Raw genomic sequence first — 20,339 nt, 5'->3', positions numbered from 1 at the left:
TGCCTTTAGGGGCAGTTTTTTTATGGAAACTATTTTTTCAGAAATATCTCCACTTCTATTCATTGGCTTGTTCTTTCTAGGGGCCACCACTTTCACTTTGTCTACCATAAGCGGAGGTGGCGGGGCCATGATGCAAATTCCGGTGCTCAATTTTCTCATTGGCGCTTCCCAAACAGCTCCTGTAATTAATCTAGGGGCTTTTATAAGCCGTCCTACACGTATCATTATATTCTGGAAATACATTATCTGGAAGGTGTTTTGGTATTTTGTTCCGGCAGCTATGATCGGTGCCGTATTAGCTGCGTGGTTGTTTTCCGAAGTGAAAATTTATTGGATTCAATTGCTTGTTGGCCTATTTTTGGTCAGTACTATATTCCAATTCCGTTTTGGAAAAAAAGACCGTTCGTTCAAGGTTAAATATTGGTATTTTATCCCCTTAGGGCTTTTTATCTCCATAGTCGGAACATTTACGGGTGGTATGGGGCCCATACTGAACCCGTTTTTAATAAATGCAGGGATCGATAAAGAATATCTTGTTGGTACCAAAGCAGCCCAATCCTTCTTTTTGGGATTGGCACAAGTAAGTGGTTATGTGTTTTTCGGCTTAATGACCAATACGCTATGGGCCTATGGTATCGCCCTTGGACTGGGCGCTATTCTTGGAAATCTTATTGGTAAATGGTTATTGTTTAGAATGAGCAAATTGGCTTTTAGACGATGGCTCATTGCTATCATGGTCATTGCGGGCCTCTTACTTATCATTAAAGCTATTCCAGAATTATAAGCTTTCACTAGCTCCGATTTCGGTTTATCTTTTAAGGGTTCATTTCATCTATCTCGACTGGCATTATTGGTAAATCACAACTTATTCATTGAATTTAGCTTCAAAGAATCGAGTTATGAAAAAGTCATTATTAATTTTAATCGGTCTCTTCCACATCGGGATGATGGGGCAAAACCAACACATTGACCAACTATTGGAGCGTTTGCAAAATGCACCACCAAGTCTATTACCCATGAACATGTACATAGAAAATCATTTCTCGCAAGAGGAACAGGAATTGCTTTTTCAATATTTCTCGAACAATTCGGCTCAGCACACTAATGAGTTGCCATTCAGTGAATCTTTTGGTAGCACCGCATTTTATGCCCAAGAGATCTATAACTTCAACACCCAATTTGGAACGATACCCTTAACTCCTCCTTTCGATTTCAATCCAGTTGGAACACCCACAAATGGTATTTTATTTGCAGACGACTACGATGGTTCAGGCACCTTATACGGTTTGGAATTCTCCTTATCGCAGCTTGTCATCGTGGACCCTGTTACGGGTACGAAAACGAACGTGGGCGCACTTACAGGACTACTGCCTAATCATATTCCCAGTGGATTGTCTTGGGATCCCGTATCGGAAACCATGTATGCACTATCTGGTGATTGGGACAACCCCGTGTTTGCAGAAGCCCAATTATATTCTGTAAACTTGGAAACAGGGGTATTGACTCCCATTGGTAGCCCAACCACAGAACCTATTGGCTTTTGGTTGGCTATTAGCAATGAAGGTGTGGCCTATGTTGCCAGTAGTCAGAACCTTTATTCAATGGATTTAAGCACCGGCGAGCCAACGCTGATAGGTGCGATGGGCGTAAGTCTTAATTTCACTCAAGATGCGTCATTTGATCCTGATACAAATATCCTTTATGCAGCTACCTTTCAATCTGGGCAAAATGGCTCCATTAGCGAAATTAACTTAGCTACCGGGGAAGCCACCATCTTGGGAACCACAAATGGAGATGAATACGGGTCATTCTCCATATATGAAGACAAAGATTTGGGAACAGGGGACAATGCTTTGCAGGCCATCTCCTTATTCCCAAACCCAACAAAAGGAAAGGTTACTGTGCATGCGCCATTCGACATTCCGATTGATACCGTTGAACTATTTAACACCTTGGGAAGCAGACAATCCATCGAACTTAAGGATAATAGCATCGATCTATCCCATCTAAATTCGGGAGTATATTTTCTGGCCATTACTAGTAACGAGAAAAGTGTTGTAAAAAGAATTGTGAAACAATAACACCAAATAGTATAATTTAAGAAAAATGGTATTGCACAGAACTTAGGTCAACACGACTTTGATAGCTTTTATAATGCGTAACTTGCATATAAAAGCTATCATATGTCCAAAATATGTATACAGGGTATTCAATTCGATGAAAAGTCATCGTATCAACGAGGGCCTAGATTGGCTCCGCCGTTAATTAGAAAGGCACTGCATAGCGGATCTTATAATTATGTGGCCGAAAATGGCATCTCTGTAGATTCGCCGGCCATAGTAGATAAAGGTGATTTCGAAATATCCGATTACTTCGAAATTGAAACCATCACAAAAAATCATGTAGCCGCAGGGCACAAAATCCTGACACTTGGAGGTGATCATTCCATCACCTTTCCAATTATAAAGGCATATCAGTCACAGTATCCCAAGTTGGATATTCTGCAGATCGATGCGCATTCCGATTTATACCACGAATACGAAGGCGATCCTTATTCACATGCTTGTCCCTTTGCCCGAATCATGGAAAACAAATTGGCCATCCGTTTGGTACAGGTTGGGATAAGGGCATTGACCCCACACCAGCAGGAACAGGCTCACAAATACCATGTAGAAATTCATGAAATGAAGGGCTTGGATCTTTCACAAGGGTTTAGATTTGAAAACCCATTGTATGTTTCCATTGATCTTGACGGTATTGACCCAGCCTTTGCCCCGGGTGTTTCCCATCATGAACCAGGCGGCCTTAGTTCCCGACAAGTCATTAATCTACTCCATGATCTGGATGCAGAAATCGTAGGTGCAGATATTGTGGAATACAATCCGAATAAGGATTTTCAAGATATGACCGCTTTTTTAGCAGCTAAATTGATGAAGGAGTTATTGGGGTTGATGCTGAAATAACAATTCCTTACAACCCACTAATATAGCCTCCATATACATCCTTAAAACGCAACCCATTGCTCATGTAGTACTTACTGAGTTTTTTGTTTTCCGCCAATGCCCACAACACAAATTCTTTAAAAAAGGCGCGATCTTGTGGAGCCACATCTGGAACATACTTTGCCAATAGTCGCTCCAAAGGAGCAATGCTATTCAGTTTTTCCTCGTACTCAGTATCGGACAGGGAATCCAATAATTCGAACCCGCTTTGCTCAAAAAACCAAGAAACCAGTTCATCATACGGGTCTACATCACTTTCTTTCTGCAGCTTCTCAATTTTAGGGAAGTATCCAAGGAATTCGGTATTTACAGCATCTGCTATAAGACCCTGAGCCACCTCGGCTGCTCCCTCCTGCTCTCCTTCATATACCAATTCCACTTTACCGGTTATGGCAGGAACAATTCCCATGAAATCACCCAAACGCACGGTTGTTTTTTCATCGCCATTTTGAAGTGCCCTTCTCTCGGCAGTACTCAGAAGATTTTCAAAAGCTGTAATACTCAATCTGGCACTTACACCACTTTTTCCATCTATAAATTCACTCTCCCGCGCTTCAAAGCTTATCTGCTCAAGAATGTCCTTAGCCAATTCTGGTACATAAATATGTTCCTTTTCGGCGATAGCCGCTGCAGTTTCCTGTTCCGTAATGGTACGGGCTATTTCCAAACTTTCCGGATAATGCGTAAGAATCTGCGAACCAATCCTATCTTTTAACGGTGTCACGATACTTCCCCGATTGGTATAGTCTTCCGGGTTAGCCGTAAATACGAATTGAATATCCAATGGCAAACGCAATTTAAATCCACGAATCTGGATATCCCCTTCTTGCAAAATATTGAATAGCGCCACTTGAATCCTTGCTTGCAAATCGGGCAATTCGTTAATAACAAAAATGCAACGATTGGCCCTAGGGATCATTCCAAAATGGATTACCCGATCATCTGCATACGTCAATTTCAAGTTAGCAGCCTTAATAGGGTCTACATCACCAATTAAATCGGCCACGGTCACGTCTGGTGTTGCTAATTTTTCGGCAAATCGATCCTCTCGGTGCAGCCATGATATAGGTGTGTCATCCCCTTTTTCAGCCAATAGCAGAGTTGCATACCTCGAAATAGGTTGGAAAGGATCATCGTTAATCTCACTTCCAGCAACAACGGGTATGTACTCATCCAGTAACGAAACCATCTGACGTGCCAAACGTGTTTTTGCCTGGCCGCGGAGTCCCAATAAGTTGATATTGTGTTTGGAAAGAATGGCCCGCTCCAGTTCTGGGATTACAGTGTATTCATAGCCATGAATTCCTTCAAAAGTGTTCTCCTTACGCATCAATTTCTGAAGTAAATTTTGGCGTAATTCCTCTTTTACTGTTTTGGGTTCATATCCCACAGCCTTTAATTGGCCTAATGTTTTAATTTCCTCTATTTTCATATACTCTTTATAAATGACCTCTTTCATTTGTCTGAGGCACCATTTTAACGCAATTTTTTTCTTCTATTCGTTTCGTAATCTGTGAAAATCATCTCCCCTAACCCCTTCAATCCAGTGTAAAAGGCCTTTCCTTGATTGGCTTCTGTAAAGTGATCCACAAATTGTTGTAAATAGGGGTCACTAGCAATCATAAAGGTCGTAATGGGAATGTGAAGCTTTCTTGCTTGCCGTGCCATGGTGTAGCATTTGCTCACAATATGAGGATCTAACCCAGCACTGTTCTTATAATACCTCCCATCGGGCAATTGCATACAACTAGGCTTCCCATCGGTAATCATAAAAATCTGTTTGTTAGTATTCCGTTTTCTACGTAGCATATCCATAGCCAATTGTAAACCTGCCACAGTATTGGTATGATAGGGACCTACATTGAGATAGGGCAAGTCTTTAATTTTTATGGGCCAGGCATCATTACCAAACACTAAAATATCTAGCGTGTCTTTCGGGTATCGCGTGGTTATCAATTCTGAAAGGGCCATAGCCACTTTCTTTGCGGGAGTAATTCGATCTTCACCATATAATATCATAGAGTGGCTAATATCGATCATGAGCACTGTGCTCATTTGGGCCTTAAACATGGTCTCCTCTACGACCAGATCATTTTCTGTTAGGTGAAAATCGCCAATACCATGATTAATCTGTGCGTTCTTTAGGCTTTCCGTCATAGAAATTCGTTCCAAAGCATCCCCGAATTGATAATTCCGGTATTCGCCCGACTGTTCATCTCCCTGCCCTTTATACTTCGTTTTGTGGTTTCCAGATGTATTTCGCTTGAGCTTTCCGAATATTTGATCCAACGCACGCTTTCGCAAGGAGCGCTCTAACTTTTCGGACATCTTCAAACTGCCTTTTCCTTCACCATCACCATCGCCCTGTCCGTCGGGTCTAATCTCTTCCCGGATATACCCCTTTGCCTTTAGGTCTTCGATAAAATCGTCGATGGTATAGTCCTCGGTAGTCAGTTCATATTCTGTATCCAATTGTCTTAACCACTCAATAGCTTCATCGAAATCACCAGACGTATGCGTAATGAGTTCCTGAAAAATTTCGAATAGTCTTTCAAAAGGGGTTTGTTCTTTGGGGGTGTGTTTTGTAAAGACAAAGCCCGTAGGTCTCTTGGAAAAGTTTCTTTCGGGGGTTTTCTTTTTCATATATATAAAAATACTACAAAACTTAGACTCCCTGAAGGCCTTAACACCTATTTAAGAAAAGGGAGATTTCATTTTACTAAATTTATAAGTTCAAATAAAAACGCAACCAAAAACTCCGCTTGGCGGGCATATTATGAAAAAACTTATCCTGAGCATGCTCTTATGCATCGCACTTCCCCTTTCCGCTCAACAAATTTCAATGGACATCTTAAAAGACATGAAGCCCCGAAATATAGGACCGGGCGGTATGTCTGGTCGTGTTACGGCTATCGATGTGGTTCTTACCAATCCAGATGTGATGTACGTAGGTACTGCCTCTGGTGGTCTTTGGAAATCTACCAGTGGAGGCATAAAATGGTATCCTATTTTCGATGATCAACCCACTGCATCAATAGGTGCAGTAGCGGTTCAACAAAGTAATCCATCGGTGGTTTGGGTAGGAACCGGGGAAGGAAACCCAAGAAATAGCCTGAATGGTGGGTTTGGAATTTATAAATCCCTAGATGGAGGAAAGACTTGGAAATCTATGGGATTGGAAAAAACACGTCATATACATAGGGTCATTGTAGATCCTACAAATCCAGATGTGGTATATGTTGGCGCCATTGGTTCGCCTTGGGGTGTGCACGCAGAACGTGGTGTGTACAAGACTACTGATGGAGGAAAAACCTGGAAACAAATACTCTTCAACAACAACAAAACAGGAGTTGGCGATATGGTGATGGATCCTTCCAATCCTAACAAATTAATTGTGGCTATGTGGGAGCATAAACGTGATCCATGGTTCTTTAAAAGTGGTGGAGAGGGCTCAGGGCTTTATATTACACACGATGGAGGTGAAACTTGGGAGGAACGCACAGATGCCGATGGACTTCCAAAAGGGGAATTGGGACGTATTGGAATAGCTATAGCCCGTAATAAACCAAATATAGTCTACGCCTTGGTCGAAGCGAAAAAGAACGCACTTTATAAGAGTACAGATGGCGGGGCAAATTGGAAAAAAATAAATGACAAAGAGGATATAGGAAATCGTCCGTTCTACTATTCTGAAATTTATGTGGATCCGGAAAACGAAAATAGGGTCTACTCTATCTTTACCTATGTAAATGTTTCGGAAGATGGCGGAAAGAAATTCACCCAATTAATGCCAGCGTATGGAGTTGATAATGGAGTACATCCGGATCACCATGCTTGGTGGATTCATCCCGAAAATGGCGACTTTATGATTGATGGTAACGACGGTGGAATGAACATTACCAAAGATGGTGGTAAGACATGGCGCTTTATTGGTAACCTTCCGGTGGCTCAGTTTTATCATATTAATGTGGATAATGAATTTCCCTATAATGTCTACGGAGGAATGCAAGACAACGGAAGCTGGCGTGGTCCAGCCTATGTCTGGAGATCGCAAGGAATTCGTAATGCCTATTGGCAGGAAATTAGTTTTGGTGATGGATTCGATGTGGTACCAGACCCAGATAATAGTCAATATGGTTGGAGTATGAGTCAGCAGGGGTATGTAAGCCGCTATGATTGGAAAACAGGTAACAATTACACCGTCCGACCTACACATCCAGATCCAGAAGTTAAATTACGCTTCAATTGGAACAGTGCCATAAATATTGATCCTTTTGATAGTAGCACCATTTATTTTGGAAGTCAGTTTGTTCATAAAAGTACCGATAAAGGGTTAACGTGGGATATCATTTCGGACGATCTCACTACAAACGATCCAGAAAAACAGAAACAAAGTGAAAGTGGCGGCCTTACCATGGATGCCACCGGAGCCGAAAATCATACCACGATTTTGGTGATCGAACCTTCACCCCTGGAACGTAACATGCTTTGGGCTGGGACAGATGATGGTAAAGTTCATTTTACTCAAAACGGAGGCGAAAGTTGGACAGAAGTTACCAACAACATAAAGGGATTGCCCTCTGGTAGTTGGATTGTACAGATTAAGGCCAGTAATAAAAAGAAAGGCGAAGCTCTATTGGTAGCCAATGATTATCGCCGTTTCAATTACACGCCATACGCCTATAGGACTACGGACTATGGAAAAACCTGGACTCGAATTGTAGATTCCAACGACGTTATTAGTTATACCCTAAGTATCGTAGAAGATCCTGTAGAAAGGAATCTACTGTTTTTAGGTACCGATGATGGATTGTACTTTTCAACAAACGCTGGAAACAATTGGCAGAAATGGACACATGGTTTTCCAACAACTTCAGTAAAAGACTTGGTTATTCAGGAACGTGAACACGATCTAGTAATAGGTACTTTTGGAAGAGCAGCATGGGTATTGGATGATATTCGCCCGCTTCGGGCCATAGCAAAAAACAATGCCGTATTAAATTCAAATATTACGTTATTCGATCCACCAACGGCATATCAAGCTGCCTACCAACAGCCAACAGGTAGTAGATTTGGAGGAGATGCCCTATACAATGGAGAGAACAGGGAATACGGAGCGCATTTGAGTTATTATTTCAAAAAGAATGAGGAAAAGGTAGTAGATAAGAATGAAGATGCAGAAGACACAGAAGAAGATACGGATGAGGAACAACCAAAAGGACCTTCTAAAGATTCTTTGTACCTAAAGATTTATGACGGAGAACGTCTCATTAGAAGTTTGAAGAATAAAATTCCTGATAGCACCGGGATTTACAAGTGGACCTGGTATATGAATGAGGCAGGTGTTGATAGACCTTCCCGCAAGATCAGAAAGCGTAAAAATGAACCAGGTGGTGTAGAGGTGAAACCAGGCACTTACCGGGTTGAACTGAGTTATATGGAGGATACATCTACAACTACTATCAAGGTTGAAAGTGATCCGAGATTGACTGTAAGCCAAAAAGCAATCGATGATCGTTACGCATACCAAAAGAAGGTGGAAAAAATGACCCAAACAACGGCCGATGCCGTAAAGCAATTGGTGGAAAGCAAGAATGTAGCCCAGGAGTTTAAAAAGCGAATGAAGGATGAGGATGACAAGAAATACAAGGAAGAAATAAAATTAACCGGCGAAGTAGTGAAGAAAATCGATTCCTTAATAGATATTTATATAGGTAAAGAAGACAAACGACAAGGGATTACCCGAAACCCAGAGGTAAACGTAAGACAGCGAATAAGTTCTGCCAACTGGTATACAGGAAGTAGACCCAACGGAATGACCGCTACCGAAGAGCAATTAATGAAACAAGCCAAGGACGCCTTACAAGATGCCCTGTCCCAGACCAATGCTTTCTTTAACAAAGATTGGCCTGAGTATAAAGACAAAATAGAGAAAGTAAAACTATCACCATTTAAAGAAACCAAAATATTTACCATCAATGAATAAACCAATCTATCGCCTTTTTGCATTAGCCATCGTAATTCTAATTTTTAACTTTAAAAGCTTTAGCCAAGAAACTGGAGAAGATGATTTGGGTGCCTGGTACATGCTTTTTACTACGAATAAAATAAGTGAAGAATTTAGTATTCACGCAGAAGCCCAGTTTAGGTACTACGAAACATTCGGCAATTTTAATCAGTTACTACTGCGAACTGGCCTGAATTATCATATTTCTGAAAAAGCCATGGTTACTTTAGGGTATGGAAATATTACCACGGATACAAATTTTGGGGAGATTGATGGGGAAGAGAATGTTACTGAAAATAGGATCTATCAACAATTTGTGTTACGCAATTCAGTAGGCAAATTCAAATTCAGTCATCGCTATCGATTGGAACAGCGTTTTATAGACCATCCCATAACCGGAAATGACACACAGCACAGGGCAAGGTACTTCCTAAGGGTTACCTACCCTATAAACGATGACTGGTTCTTAACGGCATACGATGAAGTATTCATTAACCTACAGGAACCGATATTTGGACAAAACCGTTTATATGCTGCTCTCGGATACAATGTTTCCAGTAATTTGGCGATTCAGGCGGGTTACCTAAAAAACCATTTTACAGGCCGAAATTTCGATAGGCTTCAGTTAGGTGTTTTCTTAAAAACCGACTTAAGGAAAAAAGAAGACACAACCGATTAAAAAGTATCCTATGAAGTCCAGTAAAATCAATTTTACAAATAAGCACGGTGTAACCCTCTCCGGTCGATTGGATTTGCCCGCGGATCAACACCCACATAACTTCGCCATATTCGCCCATTGTTTTACCTGTAGCAAGGATTTCTCTGCTGTACGAAACATTAGCAAGGCGCTGGCATCTGAAGGTTTTGGTGTGCTTAGGTTCGATTTTACGGGACTGGGAGATAGTCACGGCGATTTTGCCGACACGAATTTCTCTAGTAACATATCGGATTTGCTTTGCGCTGCCGATTTTTTAGCAAAGGAATACAAAGCCCCTTCCCTATTGGTTGGGCATTCTTTGGGAGGCGCCGCAGCCATTTTTGCAGCTGCCGAAATAGATACCATTCAAGCTGTTGCCGCCATAGGCGCCCCCAGTAACCCGGTACATGTACAGAAACAATTGGGCGAAAAAATTGCGGTAATTGAGGAACAAGGGGAAGCTGTTGTGACCTTAGCCGGAAGGGATTTTACTTTCAAAAAACAATTTATAGATGATCTTGAGTCCTGCTCTTGTGTCGAGGCGGCTCGTAAACTGAGAAAGGCTCTTCTTATTATGCATTCCCCTCAAGATGCCACTGTATCTATAAAGAATGCTGAAGAGATTTATCACGCGGCGCATCATCCCAAGAGCTTTGTAACCTTGGATGGCTCCGAACATCTTTTAATGGATCGAAAAAATGCAGCCTACGTTGGAAAAGTGGTTGCAGGTTGGGCCACGCGATATATTGGCGTTCCAGAGGAAGAAGCCATTAAAACCACTCACGACGTAGTCGCTAGTTTAGACGACGAAGACGATTTTACCACCCAGTTAAAGCTGGGGAACCATTACTTTAAAGCAGATGAACCCCTTAGGGTAGGCGGACATGATTTTGGGCCTACGCCATACGAATTATTGGCAGGCAGTCTTTCGGCTTGTACGGCTATGACACTACAGATGTACGCCAGACGAAAGGGATGGCTCATTGAAAATGTAGAAGTACATGTAAGCTACTCTAAAGATCATGCGGTAGATTGTGACTCTTGCGAAGATGATCCGAATGCCAAAATAGACACCTTCCACAAAGAGATTAAATTTACAGGCGATCTCGATGAAAAACAGATAACGCGACTTCTACAGATTGCGGATAAATGCCCAGTTCATAAAACCTTGCACAATGAGGTTCAGGTAATTACGAAGATGAAGCCATAATGTTATCCTCTGAGAAATTTGAAGTACGATTAGAAGGATATCACAGCGTATATATTCCCGACAGTATTGCAGAAGTATTTCATAGTGCAGGACATAAGCGGGTATTGGTTCAGGCATCCCTTGGAGAAAATATGCACTCTTTCCATGCCGCTCTCAGAAAAATAAAAGGGCAATATCAAATTATGTTTGGAAAGAACAATCAGAAAGCTATTTATTTGAATCCCAATGAATCTTTCGAATTGCAACTATTTGAAGACACCACCAAATACGGTGTAGAAATGCCCGAAGAGTTTGGAGCAGTTCTGGAGAGTGATCCAGAAGCATTAGATGCCTTTGAAGCACTTACTGAAGGCAGGAAAAGAGGGTTGATCTATACTATATTAAGCTTCAAGAACTCGCAAACACGAATTGACAAGGCCTTAATTATAGCTGAAAATTTGAAATTGGGCATTACGGATAGACGTGAAATACTGAAGGACCGCCGCTAAAACTTGGCTCTTTTAAAGAAAGCTAGTACCTTTAATACCCATTAAACTAACCCTAATATAGATCGTCATGAAAAAAATACAATTATCCATATTAAGTTTGGTACTCATTGCATTCGTGGGATGTAAGAACGAAACCAAAAAAGCGGAAGAGGAAGAAGAGGAAAAAGTGGAAGAGGTTGTTGAGGAAGTGAAGAAAGAAGTAAAAACCCTCACCGTAACTTTGGAATCTAAAAGTGAATCTAACGTTACTGGCACTGTTCATTTTAAGGAATCTGATGGAGTGGTAAGCATGGCCGCTAAAATGACTGGCCTCACACCTGGCACTCATGCCATTCACCTTCATGAAAAGTCGGATTGTAGTTCTCCCGACGGTAAATCAACGGGAGGTCATTGGAACCCCACATTTAAAGATCATGGTGCTTGGGGAGCAGAAGCCGGTTATCATAAAGGGGATATTGGAAACTTCGAAGTTGGTGAAGATGGTGTAGGCAAGGTAGAGTTTAATACCAATGAATGGTGCATTGGCTGTGGCGATGACAAAAAGGATATTCTAGGAAAGGCCGTTATAGTACATCAAGGAACAGATGATTTCACTTCTCAACCTAGTGGTGCTGCCGGAGCACGCGTAAGCTGTGGTGGAATTATAGAATAGTCAAGAACTAAGTAACTCTTATATAAGGCGTTTGTTCCATTTTGAACAAACGCTTTTTTTGTACCCATTTAAATAATACCTCCCATGAAAACAAAACTATTGGGCATTGTACCTGTACTTCCAACCGAGGATATGAAACGTGACCTGGAATTCTACCAAAGCAAGGCAGGATTCACCATAATACACGCGGATTCATTTTATGCGGTGTTAAAACGGGATAACCTCTATATTCACCTTCAATGGCATGCCAACACCGAAGATGACCCTTTATTGGGAGGATCGGTGGTTCGGTTATTTGTAGATACCATTCAACCCATTTTCAATGAATTTGTTGAACGCGGGACGATCAAAGAGGATAGCCTTCGTTTGCAAACTTCATGGAACACCAATGAATTTGGCTTTTACGATCCGAACAACAATGCCATTTTCATTGTAGAATCCTTATCCTAAAAGAAAAAAACCTTTCCAGAAAACTGGAAAGGCCTTTTACCTCATAACAAATGTTTCTTTTTAGGGACGCATTGCGTTTACTTTATGTTTCATCTGCACAGTAGGTTGTGCTTTATAAAATGCAAAAAAAGTGCCAAAAAACATTTCAAGAAAAAGGCCTCACATTTCGTGAGGCCTCATTCATTTTAGAAATGCTTCTTATTGCTTAACAATTCTCTTTACAGTGCTAGAGTCTTCTGTGTTAATTTGTACAAAGTACAATCCAGAAGCTAACCTGTCTAGTGAAATGTTTGTGCTTGTTCCAGCATCTGAAAGATCAATCTGCTGAATAGTTCTTCCATTCACATCGGTAATGATAGCAGTCTCAAGATTTAAGTTGCTATTGTTTACCAAAGTAACCTGCCCAGAAGTTGGGTTCGGGAATAATCCTACTAGTTGATCTAAGATATTATCATTTACACCAGCAACACAAACTCCTAATGGGTCTGTTACGGTTACAACTGCATCACAAGTAGCAGTATTTCCGTCGCCATCTGTAATTGTTACTGTTACAGTAACATCACCTAAGTCTGCACAAGTAAAGTCTGACTGACTCAAAGTAATGTTCGTAGCTGACTCACAGTTTGCAGGTGCAGTTGGATCTGCATAGTACCATGCCACATAATCATTGGTAGTAGACCAAGACTGAGAGTTTCTTCCAGGTGTTGGGATACCAAACGAACCTGTAGCATCTTCCACTCCTTGAGTTGCGTTTCCATCTGCAGGAATGTTTGTACTGTGAATTTCGATACGGTTTGTTCCTTCATGTAACTGTACTTGAGTAGTTACACGACTCGCTGGAGCATTCCAGTAAGGTACGTCATCATACTCCATTACCAAGATACGGTCTGGAGCAGTTCCTACGGTTTCGTATCTAATAGTTCCATCTGCTCCTCCGTCTGGATCTAAATCTTCCCAAACTAGGGCAATATAGTTATCTACGTTTCCAGCTGTCGGGATAGGATCCCCAGAACAACATCCATCATCACTTCCAGCATCGAACGTAATAAATCCGTTAGAAGAAATATAGAAGTTGGTATAGTTTGCATCGATGAAGTAGAAATCGAATCCAATTGGCAATGCACCAGATACGGCATCATCTCCAAGAGCTACAGTTGTTCCAGTTCCAGAAATATCGATTGGTGCAAATGTACCAGATTGGTCAATTGCAAGACCACCGGGAATAAGATTGGCCACTACGTCTTGGATTTCCAAGGTAGCTTCACCGTTAGCATCTAATTCAAGGGTATGGTCTTGACAAATAATTTCTGGAATATCATCTGTTACTTCAATAGTATCGGTAGCACCACCACTGGCACAAGCCGTAGTTACATCGTACGTAATTGTGTGTACTCCGATTCCAGCTGCTGCAGGATCGAAGTCATATGTCAATCCATCACCGTTATCGGTAACACCAGGACCACTATATACACCACCAGATGGTGTTCCACCACCATAGGTTTGAACGCCTTGTCCTACACATACTTCTTCAGCAGTACTAAGTGCCGGTACTGGAGAATCGAAAGATTCGGTACCATCTGTAGTACTTCCTGAAGAACCTTGATCTGCACCAAATCCTAATCCACGCTTAGCGAAAGCATCCCAAAGTAAGCATTCATTTGCTCCACCGTAAAGTGCAACATCTGCTGCGAAAATTGCATCCCTTCCATCAACGAATCCAGGGCTACATGGTTGTAACTTCATTGCTTCAGTAACCAAAGCCAATGCTTGAATGTTACCAGCATCCTGAGTTACATCACCAGTGAAGTTATAGAAATCTGGGTCATACCCGTGCTCATCAATTAGAGCCCAAGTTACTTCCCATAACGTTGTACACCAAACAGAACCTACACCATGAGGAATGGCTAAACTACCAATATCTCCATAGGTTTGTGGGTTTACACCAAGATCTGTACTGTATGGGAACGGACGAATTCCAGGTCCACCAGCACCTTGATCAAATAAGTAAGTACCTACTCCTCTTGAGTCTGTACCAGCATCTCCTGGCTCAATAGTAAGAACCACACCATAGTAATCACTCCATCCTTCTCCCATTTGCTCACTGTTATTTAAACAGCTTACATTAGAAGGTCCACCTGTTAAACGGTTAGAAGTACCATGAGAATACTCATGAACAATTACTAAGTTATCGAAACTTCCATCTTTATCTCCACAAGTAAACATGGACATATTTGGGCTACCACCGTCAGGAGGTGTACCCATAGTTGCATTACATGTACCAGCACCATCTTGACATTCAGCGTCAACACTATCTCCACCAACTCCACCGTTGCCGTAGTTGTTCACCTGGAAGTTACCGGAAGCTTCATCAAATCCATAAATGTACTTCACATCGTGACATACATTAGTCCAATAGAACAAGTTAGTTAAAGAAGCATCTTCGTACTGGTTAGCAGCAGAAAAGTCCATATCGAACGGGAAGCCAACGAAATCTAAAGTAGCTCCACCGTCTGCTTGGTACCCGGTATTATCACCGTTCTCATAGGTATCGGTGTTATTACCTTCTGTTACTGTAAATTCTGCACCAGCAGAACCATCCGTATCATGCCATCCAAAAGGAGAGGCAGTTGGATGTGCTGGATCTGTTACTATGGTTCTAGTTCCTTGTGGTGTTGTATAGTAAGGGCTTTCAACTGGCATAGGGAATACTTCATACGTATTCGCTGCTACAGAAATAGCAGGAGCACTTTCTTCCTCTGCGCCATAGTTTGGCATATCGTATAGGTTGGTGTTGTAGTTTAGTGGGTGTTCACCATGCTCATGCTCAAGGTTACATGTTGACATCCAACTTGCCTGACTAAGGATTGCTCCAGTCTCGGCATCTACAAAAACATTCCACCACTCATGACCTGACGTCGCTTGAATAGCAATATCCCATGAAAGACGAAGTTCTTTGTTTTCGTTTAAGTGATACACCAATCTTGCCGGAATATCCCTTAAAGAAATACCTCCATCCGAAAGCACGGTCTCACGAGCCGCATTGTTCATACTTGAAACTTCAGTAAGCGCTTCCGTAACCACATAGTTAAAATGTGTAGCCGCAGATTGAACAGCCTGAGCAGGAGTAAGTGTTGGAGTAGCAGCACTAATTCCTTTTAATCGTTGAGAGTTCATAAATTTTGTATTGGCCTTAAGTACATCGCCATTAGCCATTAAATGAACACTAGATTCACTTCCAAACACTTCGATTCCGCTAATAATCTGACGGTAATACACGTGTTGAACGCCACTCGTTCTACTGGTGTGTTGGTCTTTGATTACCCACTCGGCATCCGCGGAGGAAATCTGATTCTTTTGTAAGAGTTCGTTTACTTGCTGCTGCACAGCTTGCTGCACATTCTGAGCAAATACCGTTGCAGTCATACATAGCATAAGTGCAAAGAAAACTCTACTGGTAAATTTCTTCATAGTTAGAATTTTAGATTAATATTTAATATTTAGGGATTTCAGCTTCACGCAAATCTAACATTTTAGAATTCATACAGCAAACAAATTCCGCATTTTCAACTCCTTTTTTTCTCATTATTCGCAACATTTAACCCCTTTACTGTTAGATTTTTAGAATAAAAAGGAGATTTTACTACACATATTTCAAAGTACCCTATTTAGGCTATAGGATAATTACCGTTATATAATTTGATTCAGTCCGTAAACCCTTTAGGTTTGTAATCAGGGATTTGACAGACAGAAGAATTCGAAAGAACAAGTAGTTAACTTATCTAAATAGAAATATGATTCTACCATAAATCATAAAGTACAATTTTTAACTATCTTGTACTTTCCAAAGTAACCGAATCCATGACCCAACCTGATTCTTTAATTGAAGAGATGCAACGCGGAAGTGAAAAAGCGTTCTCCTCCATCTATGAGATGTATTCGGGTGCGATTCATGGAGTGATTTATGTGATCCTTAAGGATAAAGAACTTACCGAAGAAACATTGCAGGATGTGTTTATAAAAGTTTGGAACAACTCCAAGTCCTATACTATTGGCAAAGGTCGTTTTTATACTTGGCTTTTAAACATTGCACGAAATGCTGCAATTGATAGGACAAGATCCAAGGATTTTAAGAATAGTAACAAAAACCTAAACACGGAAAATTTCGTAGATATAGTTGCAGGACATGATAACTTATCTAAAAAAATGGATGCCCTAGGATTGAGGACCTTTGTGGAATCCCTTAAACCAATTTGTATACAAATAATAGACTTGTTATACTTTAGGGGATTTACACAAGCGGAAGCTGCGAAAGAATTGGATAGTCCCCTGGGAACTGTTAAAACAAGGGCACGAAACTGTATTAATGAATTGCGCAATACCATGCTGGAATAACAATAATGAATAGAGAGGAAATCATAGCATCTGGATTATTGGAACTTTATGTAACCGGTTCCCTTCCCCAAGAGGATATCATCTTGGTCGAGAAGGCTATTGCCCGCTACCCAGATCTTATTTCTGAAATTGAATCCATTGAAAAGTCACTGATGAAGTTGTCTGAAGCGGCTGGTGGTGAACTTACCGGAAACACATGGACAAATGTCCAAGACAGGATTAGCAATGTTAGAAGCTTATCTGCACATAAACCCAAGCGAAATTGGACTCTCCTAACTGGATGGGCCGCAGCAATTCTCTGCTTCTTGGGTCTATTCTGGATGATGGTTAACAACAACGAACTCAAAGAACAATTACGCAATAGCAATACCCAAAATATTGTCCTAAAAGAAGAAATAGAGCTTAAAGGTATAGAGCTGGCAGAAACGTCTAAACTATTGGAAGTGGTCCGATCACGGGATTTTAATGCGATCGAACTTCCAGGTAACACCGCGGTTTCGCCAGAGGCTTTTGCCACTGTCTATTATAATGAAGTGGAGAATGTGGCTTACATTGATGCTCAAGGATTGCCTACACCCCCAAAAGGTAAGGTCTATCAGGTCTGGTCATTAAAAATGGAACCGTTGACTCCGAGCAGTATTGGTTTACTTTCCGATTTCGAAGGTTCGGACAGCAAATTCTTTAAGGTAGAAAATATCCCAACACCGGAAGCTTTTGGAATTACCCTAGAACCAGCAGGTGGAAGTGAAAGCCCAACTCTAGATCAGTTGTACACCCTTGGTACTGTAACACCTACTCCTTAACAATCCTAAAAGTAACGGTAGCATCTAATTGATATCCTACTTTCAGAAAGTAGATACCGGACGCAATATTATCTATGGGAATGTTAATATATTGCTCTCTGTTATCTGGTGCTCCGAAAATAATCCTCCTACCGGCAAAATCCCATAATTCGTATTGCCGTATGCGATACTTAAAGGGATTTCCCAAAGAAATGGAGTTTATAGCGGGCACTGGTGATACGGCTAAATCCCTTCCATTGAGGTTGGGGCCCTCTTCCAGCGTAAGTAAGAAGTTGCAGTAGGAAGTATTTCCTGCCAAATCTTCTACTGCCAAAGTTACCTGCACTTCACCCTCTGTTACCATTGTCCCCGCAACGGGTGATTGGCTAACATTTGCGAATTGTGTCCCTGAACATTCATCCAGCATATACACATTGAACAAGTAATTTGGTATTTCATACGCCTCTCCAGAAGGATAGGTAATGGTCTCATCCTCATGTATGCAGCTGACAATTGGAGGTTCGGTATCTTCAGAAACCTGAACTTCTATAGAAATTTGAGCAGCCTCAAAACAAGGGGTTTCTTGCATATAATAAGTAATTTCGTGATTCCCTGGCCCTGCTATAGTTGGATCGAACGAAAAATTCGTCCCATTACCAACGTCTACAACCCCTGGACCAAAGTATTCCCCTCCGCGTGGGTGTCCACCAGAGAGCATTATTAGTTTTTCGGAAGTGTTGCATAGGCCTTCAAGGGCAAGATCGAAACGAGGTTCCAATTGCGAGAAGTCATACGAAGGGGATTCGTCCCCAAGTTCAAAAGGATTGCCAGATTCTGCGAATACTCCTAGTCCCCTAGCCGTAAAAGCCTCCCATACCAAACACTGCATCTCCAGTCCATATATGGTCTCTGCTGCAATTAAAATACCATCTCTGGCTTCAACAAAACCTGTTATTGCCGTTGTATAACGCAAACCTTCAATCACGATAGCCAACGCCATTATATTACCCGCATCTTGATTTACATCTCCAGTAAAATTGGAAACTTCATTATCGAATCCATAGGTATCAATCAATTTCCAAGTTAGTTCCCATAATATGGTAGCCCAAATGTTCCCTACCATATGCGATGTCATCCCTTCTTCAAGGTATTCAAAAGTTAATGGGTTTTCATCTAAATCCATTGTATAAGGATATTCCCGAACTCCAGGCCCTGTTGGCGATTGATCCCTTAGGTAATTTGCAATGGTTCTTCGAGTGAGGGCTGTATCGCCTTCCTGCATAGTGAGCATCATGCCAAACCAATCACTCCAACCTTCAGAAGGGCTTTCCTCGTGATTCAGATTGCCGTTTCCAAAAGTCATTCTATTAGTCAACCCATGGGCATATTCATGTACAAGTACCAAATTATCGTAACTACCATCACGACTGTTGCACGTACTTATCACCAAAGTTGGACTCGATCCTTCCAAAGGTGTCACCATGAATGCATTACAAGGTCTTATATTACTCTGCACATGAGTAATAACTGGATCCTCCCCTACACCCCCATTTCCATAATTGTCGAACTGGAAATTGCCGGAGGGCTCATCGAAGCCATACCTATATAGTATGTCGTGAGTCATGTTACATGTATAAAATACATTCGTAACGGCAGCATCTTCAAATTGGTCTTCTTCAGAAAATGTCGTACTAAAAGGGAATCCACTAAAATCGAGATTGCTACCACCAGACGGCTGGTAACCATAATTATCATCTGCTTCTATTGAAAATACATTGTTTCCCCATGTAACCTGTGTCTCATCTCCCGGAATTCCATCAAGATCATGCCATCCAAATGGAGAGGCAATTGGATCATGTGGGTTTTCGGCCGCAGTTCTACTTCCATAAAAAGGGTTTTCCACCGGCAACTCGAACACTTCATAGCAATTCTCACACGAACCCACACTTTCATTGTTCTCTGTATGAATATCCGGTAATTCAAATGGATTGCTGTTTAAATTGGAGGTACCAGCGCAATGAGAAATATCACAGAAACTAATCTGATCTTCCTTTTTCAGCAGTTTCCCTTCGGTGGCATGGTACCATATTTCCCAAAAATGGGCATAATCCTTTTCAAATACATAGGCCTGCCAAATAGGAACAATATTTTCTTTCCAAGGCACGAATCGCATAAACATTTGTATATCCCTTTCAAAAATGCCTCCATGCGAGAAATGAACTTCGTTGCGATCTTCGGAGGTTTGATCCATTCTTTTGTGAGCACCCAAATTACTGAACCCTATACCCTTCAAGATTCCATTTAGGGCATCTTCAGGCTCCAAAAGACCATTCGACAATCCGGATATACGATTCTTGGCCTCCACAATAAATCGATTTTGGCTTTTCAGTACATCGCCGTTTTTCGCAACATGCAGGCTGGATTCGGTTTGTAAAACTGGAATATCAAGAATGACCTGTTGGTAATAAATATGCCTCACACCACTAACTTTACTAACCACATCCCTTGTGACCACAACTTCATTTGGGTTCACATTCAAGCCTACTTGTTGCACTTGCTGAATGACAAGGCCTTTCGCATCTTGAGCTAACGAGAATGAGGTAAATCCAATCAGGGGTAGTAGCAGTAAAGCCAGTTTTTTTGATGGTGCCATGTTGTT

Annotated in this window: 15 protein-coding genes; 11 read left to right on the top strand and 4 right to left on the bottom strand. The window is 41.4% G+C overall.

Annotated elements, in window-relative coordinates; all coding sequences use genetic code 11:
- The first annotated feature begins 22 nt into the window (after nt 1-22).
- The 3 genes from AC6JAD_RS12325 (at nt 23) to speB (ending at nt 2,963) form a co-directional block, all read left to right on the top strand.
- The gene (locus AC6JAD_RS12325; RefSeq protein WP_461303504.1) at nt 23-784 is read left to right on the top strand and encodes a sulfite exporter TauE/SafE family protein; all 762 of its coding nucleotides are present in this window, start codon (nt 23-25) and stop codon (nt 782-784) included.
- A 115-nt stretch (nt 785-899) separates the two neighbouring features.
- Nucleotides 900-2,081 (top strand): T9SS type A sorting domain-containing protein, encoded by a 1,182-nt coding sequence (locus AC6JAD_RS12320; RefSeq protein WP_461303503.1) that lies wholly within the window; start codon nt 900-902, stop codon nt 2,079-2,081.
- 102 nt (nt 2,082-2,183) lie between these two features.
- Nucleotides 2,184-2,963, top strand: a complete 780-nt coding sequence (gene speB, locus AC6JAD_RS12315; RefSeq protein WP_461303502.1) for an agmatinase — start codon at nt 2,184-2,186, stop codon at nt 2,961-2,963.
- A gap of 7 nt (nt 2,964-2,970) precedes the next feature.
- Here the strand turns inward: speB and AC6JAD_RS12310 are convergent, their stop codons facing one another.
- Nucleotides 2,971-4,434 (bottom strand): magnesium chelatase, encoded by a 1,464-nt coding sequence (locus AC6JAD_RS12310; RefSeq protein WP_461303718.1) that lies wholly within the window; start codon nt 4,432-4,434, stop codon nt 2,971-2,973.
- Nucleotides 4,435-4,478: 44 nt separating this feature from the next.
- Nucleotides 4,479-5,645 carry a vWA domain-containing protein gene (locus AC6JAD_RS12305; protein ID WP_461303501.1) on the bottom strand — a complete coding sequence of 389 codons (1,167 nt, stop codon included), beginning with the start codon at nt 5,643-5,645 and terminating at the stop codon, nt 4,479-4,481.
- Between the two features lie 133 nt (nt 5,646-5,778).
- Between AC6JAD_RS12305 and AC6JAD_RS12300 the strand changes: the two genes are divergently transcribed.
- From AC6JAD_RS12300 to AC6JAD_RS12275, 6 genes are all read left to right on the top strand, one after another.
- Entirely contained in the window at nt 5,779-8,988 is a 3,210-nt protein-coding gene (locus AC6JAD_RS12300; protein WP_461303500.1) for a VPS10 domain-containing protein, read from the top strand.
- On the top strand, nt 8,981-9,688 hold the full coding sequence (locus AC6JAD_RS12295; protein WP_461303499.1) for a DUF2490 domain-containing protein: 708 nt from the start codon (nt 8,981-8,983) through the stop codon (nt 9,686-9,688). The genes AC6JAD_RS12300 and AC6JAD_RS12295 overlap by 8 nt, the downstream gene beginning before the upstream one ends.
- 10 nt (nt 9,689-9,698) lie before the next feature.
- Nucleotides 9,699-10,916: a bifunctional alpha/beta hydrolase/OsmC family protein gene (locus AC6JAD_RS12290; protein ID WP_461303498.1), complete on the top strand. Its 1,218-nt coding sequence runs from the start codon at nt 9,699-9,701 to the stop codon at nt 10,914-10,916.
- Nucleotides 10,916-11,404 carry a YdeI/OmpD-associated family protein gene (locus AC6JAD_RS12285; RefSeq protein WP_461303497.1) on the top strand — a complete coding sequence of 163 codons (489 nt, stop codon included), beginning with the start codon at nt 10,916-10,918 and terminating at the stop codon, nt 11,402-11,404. The genes AC6JAD_RS12290 and AC6JAD_RS12285 overlap by 1 nt, the downstream gene beginning before the upstream one ends.
- A gap of 67 nt (nt 11,405-11,471) precedes the next feature.
- On the top strand, nt 11,472-12,056 hold the full coding sequence (locus tag AC6JAD_RS12280; protein WP_461303496.1) for a superoxide dismutase family protein: 585 nt from the start codon (nt 11,472-11,474) through the stop codon (nt 12,054-12,056).
- A gap of 84 nt (nt 12,057-12,140) precedes the next feature.
- Nucleotides 12,141-12,506, top strand: coding sequence for a VOC family protein (locus AC6JAD_RS12275; protein ID WP_461303495.1), 366 nt, complete (start codon nt 12,141-12,143; stop codon nt 12,504-12,506).
- Between the two features lie 198 nt (nt 12,507-12,704).
- Here the strand turns inward: AC6JAD_RS12275 and AC6JAD_RS12270 are convergent, their stop codons facing one another.
- Nucleotides 12,705-15,974, bottom strand: a complete 3,270-nt coding sequence (locus tag AC6JAD_RS12270) for a M36 family metallopeptidase (RefSeq protein ID WP_461303494.1) — start codon at nt 15,972-15,974, stop codon at nt 12,705-12,707.
- Between the two features lie 390 nt (nt 15,975-16,364).
- On the opposite strand from AC6JAD_RS12270, the gene AC6JAD_RS12265 reads away from it, so the two are divergent.
- Both AC6JAD_RS12265 and AC6JAD_RS12260 read left to right on the top strand, forming a co-directional pair.
- The gene (locus AC6JAD_RS12265) at nt 16,365-16,898 is read left to right on the top strand and encodes an RNA polymerase sigma factor (protein WP_461303493.1); all 534 of its coding nucleotides are present in this window, start codon (nt 16,365-16,367) and stop codon (nt 16,896-16,898) included.
- 5 nt (nt 16,899-16,903) lie between these two features.
- Nucleotides 16,904-17,701 (top strand): anti-sigma factor, encoded by a 798-nt coding sequence (locus AC6JAD_RS12260; protein WP_461303492.1) that lies wholly within the window; start codon nt 16,904-16,906, stop codon nt 17,699-17,701.
- Here the strand turns inward: AC6JAD_RS12260 and AC6JAD_RS12255 are convergent.
- Nucleotides 17,691-20,333, bottom strand: a complete 2,643-nt coding sequence (locus AC6JAD_RS12255) for a M36 family metallopeptidase (RefSeq protein WP_461303491.1) — start codon at nt 20,331-20,333, stop codon at nt 17,691-17,693. The genes AC6JAD_RS12260 and AC6JAD_RS12255 overlap by 11 nt on opposite strands.
- Nucleotides 20,334-20,339 lie beyond the last annotated feature (6 nt).

The sequence above is a fragment of the Aureisphaera sp. genome, assembly GCF_059726885.1.
This window is presented reverse-complemented; position numbering and strand designations above follow the sequence as displayed.

Bases quoted from the DNA above. Each gene is read 5' to 3' on its own strand.
- AC6JAD_RS12325 (WP_461303504.1), top strand. From the start codon at position 23: ATGGAAACTATTTTTTCAGAAATATCTCCACTTCTATTCATTGGCTTG.
- AC6JAD_RS12320 (WP_461303503.1), top strand. From the start codon at position 900: ATGAAAAAGTCATTATTAATTTTAATCGGTCTCTTCCACATCGGGATG.
- speB (WP_461303502.1), top strand. From the start codon at position 2,184: ATGTCCAAAATATGTATACAGGGTATTCAATTCGATGAAAAGTCATCG.
- AC6JAD_RS12310 (WP_461303718.1), bottom strand. From the start codon at position 4,434: ATGAAAATAGAGGAAATTAAAACATTAGGCCAATTAAAGGCTGTGGGA.
- AC6JAD_RS12305 (WP_461303501.1), bottom strand. From the start codon at position 5,645: ATGAAAAAGAAAACCCCCGAAAGAAACTTTTCCAAGAGACCTACGGGC.
- AC6JAD_RS12300 (WP_461303500.1), top strand. From the start codon at position 5,779: ATGAAAAAACTTATCCTGAGCATGCTCTTATGCATCGCACTTCCCCTT.
- AC6JAD_RS12295 (WP_461303499.1), top strand. From the start codon at position 8,981: ATGAATAAACCAATCTATCGCCTTTTTGCATTAGCCATCGTAATTCTA.
- AC6JAD_RS12290 (WP_461303498.1), top strand. From the start codon at position 9,699: ATGAAGTCCAGTAAAATCAATTTTACAAATAAGCACGGTGTAACCCTC.
- AC6JAD_RS12285 (WP_461303497.1), top strand. From the start codon at position 10,916: ATGTTATCCTCTGAGAAATTTGAAGTACGATTAGAAGGATATCACAGC.
- AC6JAD_RS12280 (WP_461303496.1), top strand. From the start codon at position 11,472: ATGAAAAAAATACAATTATCCATATTAAGTTTGGTACTCATTGCATTC.
- AC6JAD_RS12275 (WP_461303495.1), top strand. From the start codon at position 12,141: ATGAAAACAAAACTATTGGGCATTGTACCTGTACTTCCAACCGAGGAT.
- AC6JAD_RS12270 (WP_461303494.1), bottom strand. From the start codon at position 15,974: ATGAAGAAATTTACCAGTAGAGTTTTCTTTGCACTTATGCTATGTATG.
- AC6JAD_RS12265 (WP_461303493.1), top strand. From the start codon at position 16,365: ATGACCCAACCTGATTCTTTAATTGAAGAGATGCAACGCGGAAGTGAA.
- AC6JAD_RS12260 (WP_461303492.1), top strand. From the start codon at position 16,904: ATGAATAGAGAGGAAATCATAGCATCTGGATTATTGGAACTTTATGTA.
- AC6JAD_RS12255 (WP_461303491.1), bottom strand. From the start codon at position 20,333: ATGGCACCATCAAAAAAACTGGCTTTACTGCTACTACCCCTGATTGGA.